Here is a 14,959-nt window from a genome sequence, read left to right on the forward strand (position 1 = left end):
ATTATGAGTTACAATATTAGAACAAATACAGGTACGTACACTGTTGTTGACATTCGTAGGACGTTTGAAAATTGTATTGCAGATATCAGAATGATTGCTAGAAGAACTAGAAAATGGGATCCTCCTTATGTTGATAGTTTAAGTAAAGACATATTAAAATTAGCAGAGAATAAATACCTTTCTTGTGTGACTATAATCCTAAAAAGAAAAAATACTGGTTATCAAATTAGAGCAGCTAAATTTAGAGTTAATGAAAATGGTACAACTAGTGAAGGTGATAGAGCTGGCAAAAATTATGATTGGCCTTCTGACGAAGACACATATTTAACTGTAATACTAAGCTATACTGAACTTTGGCATTCTCTAACACAGAAAGAACGAGATAACTTCAGCAAAGATTTTGAATTCACTTGGACAAAAACATCCGAAGACATCTCTTTTAATCACCTAACTTCAGATGAAGCTCAATTATACGGGAGTAAAAACTATGAAGTTCAAAAAACAAACTTTAAATAATGGCAAATATTTTTGACAATATCATTGAATTACCAAGTAAAGAAATTCAAAAACAAACCAAAAATCTGATTGGTTTCCAAAATAGATATAAGAGAATTTACAATAACCTCAAGCTTTTACTCGACCAAGAAAGTTTATCTAAATGGAGCAAAAAATATCATAAAGTAGAATTACCAATAGTTTCTCAGTTAAAAGATAAATACCCATTAATTATTCTTGCTGGTGATGCTGGTACTGGTAAAACAATATCAGCCACATGTATAGCTGATGAAATGACACGAGATTTAAAAAGAGAGGGATATTTTCTTAAACTTAGCACTAGAGTTCGAGGAGAAGGTATGCACGGAGAAATGGGAAAGCTTGTAAATGATGCCTTTGCAGAACTAAAAAAACAGGCTGGAAAAAGAAAACTCTCTTTTCTATTAATTGATGAAGCCGATGCAATAGCAACAACAAGAGCTACAGGACAGATGCATCAAGAAGAAAAAGCGGCAGTTAATACTTTGATACAAAAAATTGATGAAATAAGAGAAATGAATGGGCGATCAATACTTTTCATGTCAACAAATAGATTACACTTTATTGATGAAGCTATACTACGCAGAGCAGCAATTATTTTAGAGTTTAAAAGACCTACGGAAAATGAATGTGAAGAATTATATGCACAAAGCCTTAATGGCATAGAGATTACCAGTGAACAACTTAAGCAACTAGCTAAAATGTCTATGAAAAAAGATAAGTCAATTGGCTATTCTTTTTCTGATATTAGACTAAAAGTTTTACCAGAGGCGGTTGCGATGGCATATCCGAATATGCCGTTATCTTTCGAAATTTTAAAAGAAGCTATTTGTAACATAGAACCAAGTCCAGAAATAAAATGATATCAAAAGTATTTCAAATAATCGCTGCAATAATACTAATAGTTTTAGGTAAATTTATTGTTGCTGAAGAATTGAGACCAGAATTTATTGGTGCAGGTTGCATATTCTTCATTACATTCTTTTTTACTGTGCTTGAGGATGGTATTCGCAACTTCAAAAGGTTAAAATTATCTTGGCAAATTTTTATACTTAGAGTACAAGGAAAAAAAATACGATTTTCAATGTCATATCTCTATCTTATAAATGTAGATGGACAATATCTTTTAGTCAAAAACACAAATTTTGGTCACTATCAACTAGTAGGCGGAAAATACAAAAGATTGGAAGGTACGCAGCAGTTTTTAAAAAACACATTCAATGCTACTGAAGACATAAAACTCCCAGAAAAACTTCTCATGAAAGATGATTTTGCTCTATTTATCCCTGCTAATAAAGCTATTTCTTTCATTGATTGGTTTAATAAAGGAAAAGACAGAGAAATAAATCATTGGCGTGAATTTTATGAAGAACTAATTGATGGGAAAGGTAAGTTATTGTCAAAGAAAAACTTCCCGTATATCAATTATAATTTCAAAGGAAGAGTAACAACCCCAATAAAGAAATCAAAAGGTTGGGATTGTTATGAAGTTTTACAATACGACATATTAGAACTACTACCAAATATTGAGCAAATGAACGAGCTGAAAGAATTGAAAAGCAAAGGTGATTCTGATTATGTAAAATGGGCTGATCATGAACTAATACAAAATTTAGGTTATGATAAAAGAAGTAGAGAAAAATTATATATTATAGGTCAACATACCAAATGGGCTATTAATCAAAAATGGAGTAGAGAAGAATAATTATATTAAGATGAGAAACTTAGAAGTATTCTTAACTAACTGTTAGCTATATTGTAAGCAGGATTAAGATCAATCTTAATCCTGCCATTTGGAACTTACAGACTTTTTAGGATAGTGTCGATAATGCCTTCTTCTATTATCTTTTCAAATAAATTTCAATGATTTCATTACCCGTCTTAATAGAACACTCTAATAATATCTTCATGACATCATTATTCGGTATAGTTTATCTAAATTTTGTTCACCTAAATCTTTTAGAGATGTAATAGGTGTTTTTAACTTTAACCTTTCAAAAGCCATTTGATATATTTGTTCTTTAGACATATTTAGCTCCCTAGATTTAGACCAAATAGCCTTATAATTTCTTTTCCTCCATTCATCATTGTTTGTTCTTCTAAGTTTTGGCTTTTGTATAGCCAATTGTCTTTGCAACCAGTTCTTTGCTTCATCAAACTTATTAATAGGCAACAATTGATACGAAGTAACACCAAACTTCTTCTTAAATTTATTCCAAGTACTAGCATAAAACTTTCCTTTTTCTTTATCATCTTTTAGTTTTCCTGCTTTACTATTTAGGTCAACAATTTGGTTTATATATTCTTTTATTTGATTAGCTTGTTCACCAGAAATATGAAAATTCGGATTTGGTGAAATTTTATTTTCTTTTTTAACTTTTTTAGTAGTTATATTTATTGTCCCTTCATTATTACCTATTTGAGTAATATCTCGTCCTTTTGCTATTTGCTTTACAGATGACTTTGATTTGGTATTCGTTATTGGTTCTTGTCTTGAAGATCGGTCTTCATACATTCTCTTTATTTCATTTGGCTTAGCAGAAAAAACAGAAGTTCCTTTTCTTAAATAACATAAAGTCTTCTTATTAATATTAACATAAAGTGGTTTTATTTCACTTTCGTAGACATGCAAAACGACAATAAAAAGAGGGGGTTCATCATCATTGATTGGAACAAAAATAATTTCATAATTTAATTCATCAACTATTAAATCATTAAAGGTATTAGATATCCAATCTTCAATTTTTATATTCCCTTTAATGTCTGAGACCCCAATTATCGACATTTCTTTTTCGTCAATACCGAATATAATTTGTCCTCCTTTTTTATTGGCAAAAGCGGTAACATCTTTTACAAATTCTTTTGTATTAAAACTAAATTCTCTCTTGTAATCAAGAGTTTCTGATTCTCTAACCTTTTTTACATATACAAGTTCGCAAACATCTTGATAGGTTATTTCTTTAATTCTTTTTTCAATCATGCTTTTATAGAAAAGTTTAAGTTAGTCAAACAAAAGTAGAAAAATAAAAATCCATTTTATGATTTCATTACTGTTTCCCTCACTTCTGAAAGTATTTTTCCTCAGAAAAAGAAAATACTTTCTATCGCTTAACAACTTTAACCCCTTGTTTCTTCCTCTCAGAATAAATAACAAGATTATACAACCCCACAGGTAACTTAGAAATATCTACGGATATGGTATTTTGATTGTTTTTATATTCACCTATTACTTTTCCCGACATATCAGAAACTATTACTTTATCTATAATAGTTTTTGCTGTAATAAATACTTTATCTGGTGTGGGGTTTGGGTATAATTTTAAACCCACAATTTGCTCTTCTGAAACTGACAAGGTAACTGTTATACTCTCTTGTGTTCTATTACCTAATTCATCATAAGTATATACTATAGTATTTGTACCATCTGACGACTCTATAAGACGATTAAAATTGTCGTATTTTTTGGAATGAACTGTTTGAGTATAATTTTTTTGTATGAAAAAAAGATTATTTATTATTACTATGGATATTATATATTTTTTCATAAATACGTTATTCTTGTTTTTTCTGAATTTGTAACTCTTTAATAATGATCTCTACAAAAAATAGTCTCCTTTAATTAACTTAAATGTTTGTTTTTAATCTCTGTCAAGAATAAAAACATAAAAATGAGAAAGGGAAGGTATATAGCATTTCTAAGTTCTTCTATTGTCTTTATCTGCTCCGAGTTATTTTCAATGAGTATACATTGTAAACCTCTCCATTCATCTTTTGATATATCATCTTTTATATTAACATTAAAGTAATCTTTCTTTAACTCAAAAAAAATATACTTTAATTTTTCTTGAAAATCTCTTATAACCACAAAAATATTTTTTTCATTAAAACAATATTTTATGATTTTTGATACTTCCACCTTTTTATCGACTATATAAACCATTTTAGGAGCTACAATCGAAAAACCGTGTTCATCTCTCAGACGAAAATTCTTTTCAAAATTTAATGTCTCATCAATTATAAATTGGGTCTTAAAGTCAGGTTTAATTTTAAAAGGTAAAAAATTATAAACATCAATATCATTCTTCCCGTAAAAATACAAATGCTTATCTAATGTCAAATAAGCACTCGTAAGAAAGAGTAAAATCAAGAGCAATATTATTTTCATTTTAACCATATTTTTAATAACCAGGGTTAGAAAAAGGAACGTTTATTTGTACGGATTTATATTTATATGGCTTACCTACTTTCAATTCAAGATTAGGTCCGAGACCATCAGGTTCTAAATTTTTAATTTTTATGTATGGTGATGTAATTTTATAAATAAATTCAACAAATTCATCAGGATCCCAAAAACCATCATTTACGAATAAATCATACGTTACTATACAATCTTTCCTAGAGCAGATAAAACTATAATTAACATTAGTTTCGCCGATATGATAAACATCAGATTCTAAGTCTACAGAAAAATCACCATACGAACTTGTAGTTTTACCACTTATAATTCTGTTATGACGATATTTGAAATCAGAACTATTCATTAAACTATGAACTGAATTATTGCCTAAAGCTATAGGTTCTCCATCTCCAAACAAATACAAAATTAAAGCCTCAAAAGTAGTATCGACTTTTTTTGGAGAAGGTTTGGTTTTACGCCTTTTAGTTTCATAATCTTCTATGTACACAGGTAGAAAAAATTTCCCGTTAACATCAACATTCATTACAGGATTATTCCCTGCATAAGGATAGAGGTTAGTAGCCCATATAGGGTCTTCTGTTAAAAAGCGACCAACATCAGGATTATAATACCTTGCTCGCATAAAGTAAAGGTCTTCATCCTCATATTGTATCCCATACTTTCCTACATATCTGTATGGGTTAAAATTAGCTTCTTCTATTTGGGTTACTTTTCCAAAATCATCATACGCATATTTATGGGTAATAGCTTCACTATCATCGGTCATAGCAATCGTGCTTCCTCTAAAATCATCGTGATAATAATGTGTAGTATTGCTTGCATCTATTCTGGAAACTAACCCTAATCCATAGACATAATAATTTTGGTAGTTGCCTTGTTCATCTGTTTCTGCCAGTACATTACTCAGTCCTAAAATATCCAATACAAAGCGTTGCGTAGTTCCATTTACTGTTTTTTCTCGACGGTTACCATAAGCATCGTACTTGTATTCAGCAGTATAACCTGTTTTGGAAATTCCAATCAGTCTATCATAAATATCGTAGCTGTATTGTGTATCTCCTTTTACGGTGTTATTTCCATTATCATCAAAATCAAAAGTGGTACTATTTACAGACTCTAAACGATTGGTATCTGTATAGCTGTAGTTTTGTGTCTCTGTATTTAGAGGAATAACTCCAAAAGGTTCTGTTTTAATTTCTTGGGTATGGTTACCCATTGTATCCAAGTGGAAACTGTAAGCGTTAATGATGGTATCATCAGACTTTTTCCAAGTCTTCGCTACCATTCTTCCTGCTCCGTCATACAAAAAGGTACATTTTGTGCCATTTGGATAAAGGGTTTGAGTGAGTAAACCATCATCTCTGTATAAGTATTCGGTCGAATGACCGTTCCAGTCTGTAACCGTTTTTAGGAGGTTATCAGAATAATAAGAGTACGTTACCTGTTTATCATCTGGATAGGTAATACTCGTAACATTACTATTTTTATCATAGCTATATTCTACGGTCTTGTTATAATAATCTTTTACCGATGTAATACGATCTAAGTCATCATAAGTATAAATAAGTGTTCCGTTCTCATTAGTAACCGTTTCTACTCGGTCAAGACTATCATAGGTGTAAGAAACTGAGTTACTACCACTATTTACACTCTTTAATTTTTTATCGTCAAAATATTCATAGGTAAAAACGATACCTTTGGGATTAGTATATGTTTTAATATATCCATCACTATCATAAGAATATTTATCTACAGCATCCCCAAACTGCATTTCTTCAAGCGTATCATCATCTTGGTTATATTTCAGGGTAGTGGCTTTATTTTTTGCGTTGATAATCTTTGTTAGATTATCATTTGCATCAAATTCATACGCTGTCGTTTGACCACCAAATAGTTCACTTAATAAATTATCATTCGCATCATAATTATAACTAATAGTATTTCCTTTCGGATTGGTACTGGTTAATAAACGACTAGCTATATCATAGGTTGCACTGGTAGTAATTTCTTCTGGTGCATTAGTCTGAACCACATTTCCATAAGCGTCGTATACAAAACCAACCGAAATATTTTCTGGATTGGTTACTTGGGTAACTAATCCTTTATCATTTACGGTAAAATAAGTGGTTGCTCTCGGTGTCTTAACACTTGTTACATTTCCTCTACTATCATAACCATATTCATATACATTTCCTTTCGGGTCGGTAAACCTTTCAATATCATTAAGCGCATTGTACTCATACGTTTGGGTTACTCCTTCTGGTAGCATTCTTTGAAGAACATTCCCTTTATTATCATAGGTGACGGAAGTTTTTTGGGTGTTGTAAGCTACCTCTGTTGGGTAGTTTATATGGTCAGTATTTTCATATTTAATTTCAACCTCGGTAGTACCATCTTTTAGGTTTGTTAGGTTTCCATATTCGTTAAAATCAACTTCTGTTATTTTTCCAGTTGGAGAAATTATTTCATCTATATACCCTTTAACATCATCATAAACATAAGTATATTTTTTAGGGTCAGCACCACTCGTTTCTATACTTTTTAGCTTCTTGTTTTCATAATCACTGGCAATAACATTCCCTTTCGGTAATGTGATGGTTTTGAGTAAATCCTTCTCTTTTCCTGTTCCGTAATTATATAGCGTTATTAGGTCTTTTGGATTCTTATATGCAAAGAGATAATTATTTCCGTTGTATAAAAAAGATGCTTTTCTTCCTAAAGGGTCAGTAACTTCTTTCAATCGATCAGATTGTACATAATAGGAAAATGTTAGTTTTCTTCCTGATGTTCCCGTTACTTCTTTAATTCTAATAAGTTTCTCTCCATCTATTTCTTGCGTTCCATCTTCATAGTCAATAGTGAGAGTGTTGTTATTTCGGTCTGTTATGGATTTAAGAACATAAAATCGAGAATCTGTATTTACTTTTAAGAACGTGTAAACAATTTGCCCTTTCGTAGTAAGTGTAAATTCGTTAGAAGCTGTTTTTTCTAGTTCATCATAGATACCTTCTGTTTCAGGAACATAATTTTGATCTTGTTTTTTGTAAAACTGAAATCCTCCATTTGGTAAGGTGAGACCTACTCTAAAATATTCAGGGAAAGCAGGATCAGCTTCAAACTCTTGTATGTAAGCATTAAACGAATGTGTCCACATCTTCCCTAAAGGTTGAAGATACATGAGTTCCTTTGGCATATCCGACAAATAACTATTATAAGTATGACTAAACACCAAAGGTATTCCTACACTCGCTATTCCAAAACTGGTTTTTGTATAGTGATTAAAATTACCACTGTGTATTGCTGAGAAATTATTTAAATTTTCTGGCGTGTAATTCCCTTGCTTAAAGAAGTCATCAATAGTAATATCAGGTATTGTTTGAGGGTTTACCGTAAGCATACGATAAAGCATTACAAATACCTCTGCTCTTAATGCATTTTCATTTGGTCTGATAGTACTAGTACTATCAATAATCCCTAGATCTTTCGCTTTAAGGATATAATTATAAGCTTCGTGCGTAACCTCTACATCACTATATGGATTGCTTCCAGAATTGTCTGTTTCATCTATATTCCAAGCTTCTAACAAAACCTTTAAAACATGTGCTCTAGTAATTACACCTGATGGGTAAAAATTAACATTTTTATCAAAAGGAGCTACGCCATCATCGAATTCTAAATAGAGTAAATTTTTCGCATATGTATAGTACCAAAGTGCGCTATCTTGTAGGTCTACGATAGGAGTATGAAAATTATCTGCTAATGAGTTATTTTCTAATCCTACGGCTAAATAAGTAAGTTTTGCTAGTTCAGCTCTGTTTATGTTTACAAGTGGTTCAGCCTCTCCATCATCGTCTATTAAACTTCTAGCACATAAGTCTTGAACTGCATTGTAAAACCAATCTGTTGTTGAGACATCTGAAAAATTACAGGTAGCATTTCTTTCAACTACTGTAACAGCTTTGGTGGCTTGCCCACTCGCATTTCCATGAACGTCAAAAGTAGTAGCATATACCTGTTTAACTCCTGTACTATTAAATGTAACAGGCACAGAATGTGTAACATTTCCATTGCCAAATGAAGATATATATGGATTACTATCTGTTCTATCAGAATCAGAAGCTGTTAAGTGTACTTTGGTTTGGTCTCCGTCAGGATCTGTTCCTGTTCTTACTTGAACATTTATTGCTTCATGAACATATACTATTGTTCCGCTCGGAAAAGGGTTTATAGACGGGTTAGTTGGAGGAGAATTTGAGTTTTGTACATTTACTGTAAAGTTATACAGTTCAGTTCCATTACTATCCTTCACTACTCCATTTTTAGTTCCTTCCCATTGTTGAAATGTACCTTTAAAATATCGTTTAGTTGAAGTTCCTCCACTTTGTTCTTGAATATTATCTAAATTATCCACATGAAAGCCCATACCGCTAGTTAGGTTATTTCCATCAATAGTGAATGTTACTTCTTGATTCGTGCTTGCGGATAGTGGAGAAACTGAACTCACAGTTGGATGAGGAGTAGAAACATTTACAGAGAAATTAAAAAGTGTAGTACCATTAGGAGCATCTTTTACGACTCCATTTTTAGTTCCTGAGTATTGCTGAAATGTCCCTTTGAAATAACGTCTTGTTAAAGAACCTCCACTTTGTTCTTGGATATTTTCTAAATTATCCACATGAAACCCCATGCCACTGGTAAGATAATTCCCATTAATGGTAAATGTTACTTCTTGATTCGTGCTTGCGGATAGTGGAGAAACTGAATTAACTGTTGGAGGCACAGTATATTCTACTCTAACACCAAAAGCATCTATGTATCCTGTATTCCCACTTGCTGTATCCCATACCCTAAAATAAAACGTCTGATTAGGATTTAAGTCATTAAATGCAGATGTTGTTCGACTTTTTTCAAGAGCACCAGAATTATTACCTTGAGAACCTGCTGTGTAAATTACTACAGATGGTGAAGATATTCCATTCCAATTGGTCGAAACTCTAGCTGCCAAATCTGAATGCTTTCCATGTTGAACTCTAGTAGCAATAGTAACTTTTGTAATTTTAGCGTTACTTGGAAGTCCAGAAAATGTTACAGAACTTACATTTGTTCCAGCATCACTAGTTGAATTTCCATCTGGTATTGTATAATTACTATTGTTATATTTATCATTAGTATAGGTTTGGGCATTTGAAACACTTACATTAAACAGTAAAAAAAAGAATAGAAGCCTAAGTAATGACTTTTTCATGATTATTTGGTTAGTTTCCTCCAAATGTAAAAAAATTAACCATAGAATAAAACCTCATAACAAACCAATTACAACTTTGTGTTACTTTAGAGGTTAAGTGTAACGAACACTTTTTACGTTTGAAAAATGACATTTTTTTAAAGCAATATAGCCAAGCCTGTTTAAGTAAACAGTGAAACTAAACAGCTAAAAAGGCTTCTTGATTTCTGAAAGAAACATATCAACACTGACATCCAGTAAAAAATTACTGGACATCACCAAAAAATCTTCCAATTTTAAAAGCGTAGGTTGAGGAGAGGCACGATCTGATAAACTAATTAACCAAATATTTTTTAATGACTTACCTCTAAACTTTTTGTTAAAAAAGATGGTTTAGTAAAAAAGTTTAGAAACGGACAATTATTTCTCTGCAATCTTCTTCAATTGATAAAAGAATCGATCAATTAAACGTAAATCCTCAGTAATGATTTCAGCAGTTCCTCTCATTTCTTGTTTGAACTCAATTTTTTTATTATATGAAGTTTCAAGTTCATCAGGTAATGTAACATCAATAGTATAAAACCCTTCTTTATCTGGAATAACTGAGATATTTTTAACCTTACCTTTAATTACTCCAAACTCATAATCTGGATAATTATCGAGCATCACGTTAACAGTTTGACCAATTTTTATCTTTCCTGAGTTCTGCGAAGGTGTTTTTAATTTTGCTATATATGATGAATATTCTGATGGAATAATAGTAAACACTAAATCTCCCTGCGTTACTGTTTGATTTTTATTCCAATAATTTAAATAAGAAACCTCCCCTTCAACTTTTGAAATAAACGCATACTTCAATTCCCAATCTAAAATACCTTTTTTCAATAAATTAAATGATTGAATCGTATTTTTTAATAGGTTCATTTCCTCTCTAATTCGAGTAATTTCAGTTCCTTTTGATGTTTTTCTGCTATTAGCCAGAGATTCGCGTAATTGAGAGATGGAAGAGTTCATACTCTGATAATTACGTTCCGCTTGCAAATATTCCAGTTGCTTTGCTTCATATTCCTTTGCTGAAATAACCCCTTTATCAAACAGAGCTTTACTCCTATCCAAATCCTTCTTCTTAAACTCTAATTCTGTTTTATTTATTTCTTTTTGTGATTGAGTACTCTCTAATCGTCTGCGAAGCTCAGAAGTCGCTATATTATTTGCGATACTTTCATTTGAATATGGTCGTAATTCTTTATTCAACAAATACTGTATGTAATTATTCTCAAATTGAGCATAGACGTTTTCAATATCTCCAAGGAATAAAATTGGAATCTTTTCTAATGGAAAAGTAAAAGTATTCTTTTTCAAGCTCACAGTATCTACAATAGATTTTAAGAAAAATACATCTTTGTAGTTTGCTGTATTTTCAATAATTGCAATTGGTTTATTGATTTTAATACTCTGACCATCATTAACAAAAATAGTATCAAACTTACCTGTAACTTTTGCAAATTCTTTTTGAGGTGGAATTTCAGTTGTTACAATAACTTCAGAAGCTATGGTATCAGGGTACTTTATTAACCAAGAAAGGAGTAACAATAGAAGTATCAATATAAAAAATAAAGTATTCCCTTTGCGTATCATCCAATGAGGTACTTTGGTTAATATTTCTTGAACCTCCTCACTTCTAAGCTCTATATTATCTAAATGATTATTATCTGGCATCTTATTTCCCTAATTCAAGTTGATTTTTTACTAAGTGATAGTAATTCCCTTTATTTCTAATCAGATGTTCATGGTTTCCAATTTCAACTATTTTTCCTTTATCCAAAACAACAATTTGATGAGCATTTTTAACGGTGCTTAATCTGTGCGCAATAACAACAACTGTTTTGTTTTCAAAAAAGGTATTCAACTTTTCCATAATAGTTTTTTCGTTATTTGCATCTAAGGCTGAAGTTGCTTCGTCAAAAAATAAGTATTTTGGATTTTTATAAACCGATCGAGCAATTAGCAATCGCTGTTTTTGTCCTGTACTTAAACCAACACCCTCCATACCTATTTTTGTATTATATGAAAGTGGCAAACTTTCAACAAATTCTTTAATGTTAGCAACATCAACAGCATGAGCTAATTTTTTCTTATCAATATAATCATCACCAACAGCTATGTTATTTGCGATCGTATCATTAAAAATATATCCCTCTTGCATAACCACTCCACACTCCGAACGCCATTTCTTTTGGGATATATTCTTTAAGTTATGATTTCCCAATTTAACTTCCCCTTTATTCGGTTCATAAAACTTCAATAAAAGTTTCATTAAGGTTGTCTTACCGCTTCCACTTACCCCAACAATAGCAGTAACCCTATTTGCGGGAATATGTAAGTCTAGATTTTGTAAAACCATTTGATCTGATCCTATATATCGATACGAAAGATTGGATATATTGAAATCAGCATTTATATCTATATCTCTTATTTTCTCATTTTCTATCGGTTCTTCATCCTCTTTATTATGAATTTCAGAGAGTCTATCTAAAGAAATTTTAGCATCTTGTACTTCTCTAATGAAATTGATTAATTGCGCTATTGGTGAGTTTAATTGACCTACAATATAACTTATGGCTAACATCATACCGAGAGTTATCTCTCCATCAATCACGAATTTGGCTGAGAATACGGTAATTAAAATATTTTTTAACTCATTAATAAAACCAGAGCCAACACTTTGATATTGTTCCAGAGCTAATCCCTCAATAGAAACTTTAAATAAACGCGCTTGTACAAATTCCCAACCCCAACGTTTTTTCTTTTCTGCATTATGGAGTTTAATTTCTTGCATACCGTTAATAAGCTCAATGACTTTAGATTGTTCTTGACTCACTTCTGAAAAGCGTTTGTAATCTAAATCTCTACGCTTCTTTAAAAAAATGATTATCCATAAGAAATATAAAAAACTACCTATTGCAAAAATGGTAAAAATAGGAAAGTTATAATAAATTAAAACAAAACTAAATACAACTAGATTTACAAACGAAAACAACACGTTCAAAGATGAAGTGGTAAGAATACGTTCGATTCGTTTATGATCATTGATTCTTTGTAAAATATCACCTGTCATCCTAGTATCGAAAAAGGAAATAGGCAAATTCATTAGTTTGATAAAAAAATCAGAAACTAATGATATATTAATTCGTGTACTTAGATGTAATAATATCCAACTTCTTATTACCTCAATAGCAGTTCTGCCAATAAATAATGTCAGTTGGGCAAATAAAACAAGGTAAATAAAATGTATATCCTGGTTCTTAATCCCAACATCGACAATACTCTGAGTTAAAAAAGGAAAAATTAGTTGCAATAGACTAGCAACGAGTAATCCAACAACTAACTGCCAAAGAAAGTTCTTATATCTAAAAATATACCTTGATAAAAACTTAAATCCGAAACTTGATTTATCAATATCAAAATTAGTGTCATAAAACTTTGGAGTAGGTTCTAAGAGTAATGCAATTCCTTCGTTTGTATTTTCATCTGCATTATTACCTATCCAGTGTTTCAAAAAATCTTTCTTGTTGTATTTCAATAAACCATAAGCAGGGTCAGAAATATAAAAAATGTTTTTTTTAATTTTATATAATACAGCGTAGTGGTTTTTGTTCCAATGTAAAATACAAGGTAATGGTGCTTCTAGTAATCTAAATAGAGGCATCTTAACACCAAGACTTCTAAAACCCAATTGTTCAGAAGCTTCGCTTAAACCTAATAAATTACTACCTGTTCTTGTAGTTTCTGTAGATTTTCTTAATTCTTGGATAGAAATAGTTTTACCAAAGTACTTAGCTATTATTTTTAGACAAGTTGGGCCACAGTCTTTTTGGTCAGCTTGTTTATAATAAGGGAATTTTTTAGTCATCGTTTCTTGCTAATTCTTGCATCCCATAATACTTAATCGCTTTTTCTTTTAATGGATTAGCACTCCATTTTTCCCATTTATTTGTATACGGACTATAACCGCATTTTAAAGGTTTTGAATAATCATCTTCAGGATTCTCTTTATATGCCCTACAATCTGTACAGACATAACGAAACTCACAATCTTTACAAACGTCAATTACGTCTTTGGTCAGATTCCAATATTTTTTAAAATCCCTATGGTCTAACGCTTCCTGTAATGTTGTATTTTTAATGTTTCCGAAACTTTGGGGCATAGATGGACAGTTTTTAATATCTCCGTTAACATCTATAGAAATTTTTTTATTTAAACAAGAATTGTGTTTTATTGACTCAGTAAAATTTTTAACATTTATCGAGAAATAATTACTATTAATTACTCCACAAGATAAATGATCATTAATATTTTCTTTTGTAAAAATAAAACTATTTAAAGAATTCCTAACTGGCTTTATATTGAGATCTTTATCTGCATTGTAAATAAAAAATGATGTAATTCTAGGATAATCTAATATTAATTGGTTAATTGATTCAATTTTAAAACTATTACTATTTGGTAATATAAAATCGACAGATATTACACAAGACTCTATTTTTTTTAATAAAATATTTATTTTTTCTAATTGGGTCAAAGATACATTACAAAAAAAACGAATTTGAAGGTGCTTACATGTTACTTTCTCAAGCTGATTAAATATTCTATTAAAATTATGACTAGATGTATCATTAACATCTATAATAGCATTAGTTATTAATCTAGGGGTATTCCATTTAAGGTTTAATTTTGGGAATTTTTTTGGATCATCTGTATAAAATCCAAAATCATTTTTATTTAAGAAAGCAAAATATTCATCTATTACCTCGTCAAAATTATTATTAAAACTTTTTTTTATCTTATCAATTGACATCCTTTCCAACCTAGTCAAGATATTATATAAGTCATTTGGAATCAATTTTAATTGATGGTTATGTAAGTCACAAATAACACTTCTATTCTTTCCCTTTACAGGAATACAATTAGCAAATAAAACGAAATAACTATCTTTCATCTA

The 14,959-nt window shown here is 30.7% G+C and carries 10 protein-coding genes; 3 read left to right on the forward strand and 7 right to left on the reverse strand.

Annotated features, from left to right (window positions below):
• The first annotated feature begins 3 nt into the window (after nt 1-3).
• From ACKTTV_RS07140 to ACKTTV_RS07150, 3 genes are read left to right on the forward strand one after another with little or no spacing between them, the layout of a single operon-like run.
• Complete coding sequence (locus ACKTTV_RS07140; protein ID WP_408030138.1) at nt 4-516, forward strand: HORMA-1 domain-containing protein; 513 nt, start codon at nt 4-6, stop codon at nt 514-516.
• Entirely contained in the window at nt 516-1,397 is an 882-nt protein-coding gene (locus ACKTTV_RS07145; protein WP_408030139.1) for an AAA family ATPase, read from the forward strand. Before ACKTTV_RS07140 ends, ACKTTV_RS07145 begins: the two co-directional genes overlap by 1 nt.
• Nucleotides 1,394-2,239 carry an SMODS-associated NUDIX domain-containing protein gene (locus ACKTTV_RS07150; protein ID WP_408030140.1) on the forward strand — a complete coding sequence of 282 codons (846 nt, stop codon included), beginning with the start codon at nt 1,394-1,396 and terminating at the stop codon, nt 2,237-2,239. The genes ACKTTV_RS07145 and ACKTTV_RS07150 overlap by 4 nt, the downstream gene beginning before the upstream one ends.
• A gap of 201 nt (nt 2,240-2,440) precedes the next feature.
• On the opposite strand, the gene ACKTTV_RS07155 is transcribed toward ACKTTV_RS07150, so the two are convergent.
• The 7 genes from ACKTTV_RS07155 to gwsS all read right to left on the reverse strand — a co-directional run bounded on the left by ACKTTV_RS07155 (nt 2,441) and on the right by gwsS (nt 14,956).
• Nucleotides 2,441-3,514: an AlbA family DNA-binding domain-containing protein gene (locus ACKTTV_RS07155; RefSeq protein WP_408030141.1), complete on the reverse strand. Its 1,074-nt coding sequence runs from the start codon at nt 3,512-3,514 to the stop codon at nt 2,441-2,443.
• Between the two features lie 121 nt (nt 3,515-3,635).
• Nucleotides 3,636-4,079, reverse strand: coding sequence for a T9SS type A sorting domain-containing protein (locus ACKTTV_RS07160; RefSeq protein ID WP_408030142.1), 444 nt, complete (start codon nt 4,077-4,079; stop codon nt 3,636-3,638).
• A 74-nt stretch (nt 4,080-4,153) separates the two neighbouring features.
• Complete coding sequence (locus ACKTTV_RS07165) at nt 4,154-4,699, reverse strand: hypothetical protein (protein ID WP_408030143.1); 546 nt, start codon at nt 4,697-4,699, stop codon at nt 4,154-4,156.
• 13 nt (nt 4,700-4,712) lie between these two features.
• Nucleotides 4,713-9,977 carry an RHS repeat-associated core domain-containing protein gene (locus ACKTTV_RS07170; RefSeq protein ID WP_408030144.1) on the reverse strand — a complete coding sequence of 1,755 codons (5,265 nt, stop codon included), beginning with the start codon at nt 9,975-9,977 and terminating at the stop codon, nt 4,713-4,715.
• A gap of 399 nt (nt 9,978-10,376) precedes the next feature.
• A complete protein-coding gene (locus tag ACKTTV_RS07175; protein WP_408030145.1) occupies nt 10,377-11,675 on the reverse strand; it encodes an HlyD family secretion protein in 1,299 nt (432 codons plus the stop codon).
• A gap of 1 nt (nt 11,676) precedes the next feature.
• Entirely contained in the window at nt 11,677-13,869 is a 2,193-nt protein-coding gene (locus tag ACKTTV_RS07180; protein WP_408030146.1) for a peptidase domain-containing ABC transporter, read from the reverse strand.
• Nucleotides 13,862-14,956 (reverse strand): grasp-with-spasm system SPASM domain peptide maturase, encoded by a 1,095-nt coding sequence (gwsS, locus tag ACKTTV_RS07185; protein ID WP_408030147.1) that lies wholly within the window; start codon nt 14,954-14,956, stop codon nt 13,862-13,864. The genes ACKTTV_RS07180 and gwsS overlap by 8 nt, the downstream gene beginning before the upstream one ends.
• Nucleotides 14,957-14,959: the final 3 nt, after the last annotated feature.

It is taken from the genome of Tenacibaculum xiamenense (assembly GCF_964513065.1).
Lineage (GTDB): Bacteria > Bacteroidota > Bacteroidia > Flavobacteriales > Flavobacteriaceae > Polaribacter > Polaribacter xiamenense.

Excerpts from the sequence above, each read along its gene's own strand:
- ACKTTV_RS07150 (WP_408030140.1), top strand. The coding sequence starts at position 1,394 with ATGATATCAAAAGTATTTCAAATAATCGCTGCAATAATACTAATAGTT.
- ACKTTV_RS07145 (WP_408030139.1), top strand. The coding sequence starts at position 516 with ATGGCAAATATTTTTGACAATATCATTGAATTACCAAGTAAAGAAATT.
- ACKTTV_RS07165 (WP_408030143.1), bottom strand. The coding sequence starts at position 4,699 with ATGAAAATAATATTGCTCTTGATTTTACTCTTTCTTACGAGTGCTTAT.
- ACKTTV_RS07160 (WP_408030142.1), bottom strand. The coding sequence starts at position 4,079 with ATGAAAAAATATATAATATCCATAGTAATAATAAATAATCTTTTTTTC.
- ACKTTV_RS07170 (WP_408030144.1), bottom strand. The coding sequence starts at position 9,977 with ATGAAAAAGTCATTACTTAGGCTTCTATTCTTTTTTTTACTGTTTAAT.
- ACKTTV_RS07175 (WP_408030145.1), bottom strand. The coding sequence starts at position 11,675 with ATGCCAGATAATAATCATTTAGATAATATAGAGCTTAGAAGTGAGGAG.
- ACKTTV_RS07180 (WP_408030146.1), bottom strand. The coding sequence starts at position 13,869 with ATGACTAAAAAATTCCCTTATTATAAACAAGCTGACCAAAAAGACTGT.
- gwsS (WP_408030147.1), bottom strand. The coding sequence starts at position 14,956 with ATGAAAGATAGTTATTTCGTTTTATTTGCTAATTGTATTCCTGTAAAG.
- ACKTTV_RS07140 (WP_408030138.1), top strand. The coding sequence starts at position 4 with ATGAGTTACAATATTAGAACAAATACAGGTACGTACACTGTTGTTGAC.
- ACKTTV_RS07155 (WP_408030141.1), bottom strand. The coding sequence starts at position 3,514 with ATGATTGAAAAAAGAATTAAAGAAATAACCTATCAAGATGTTTGCGAA.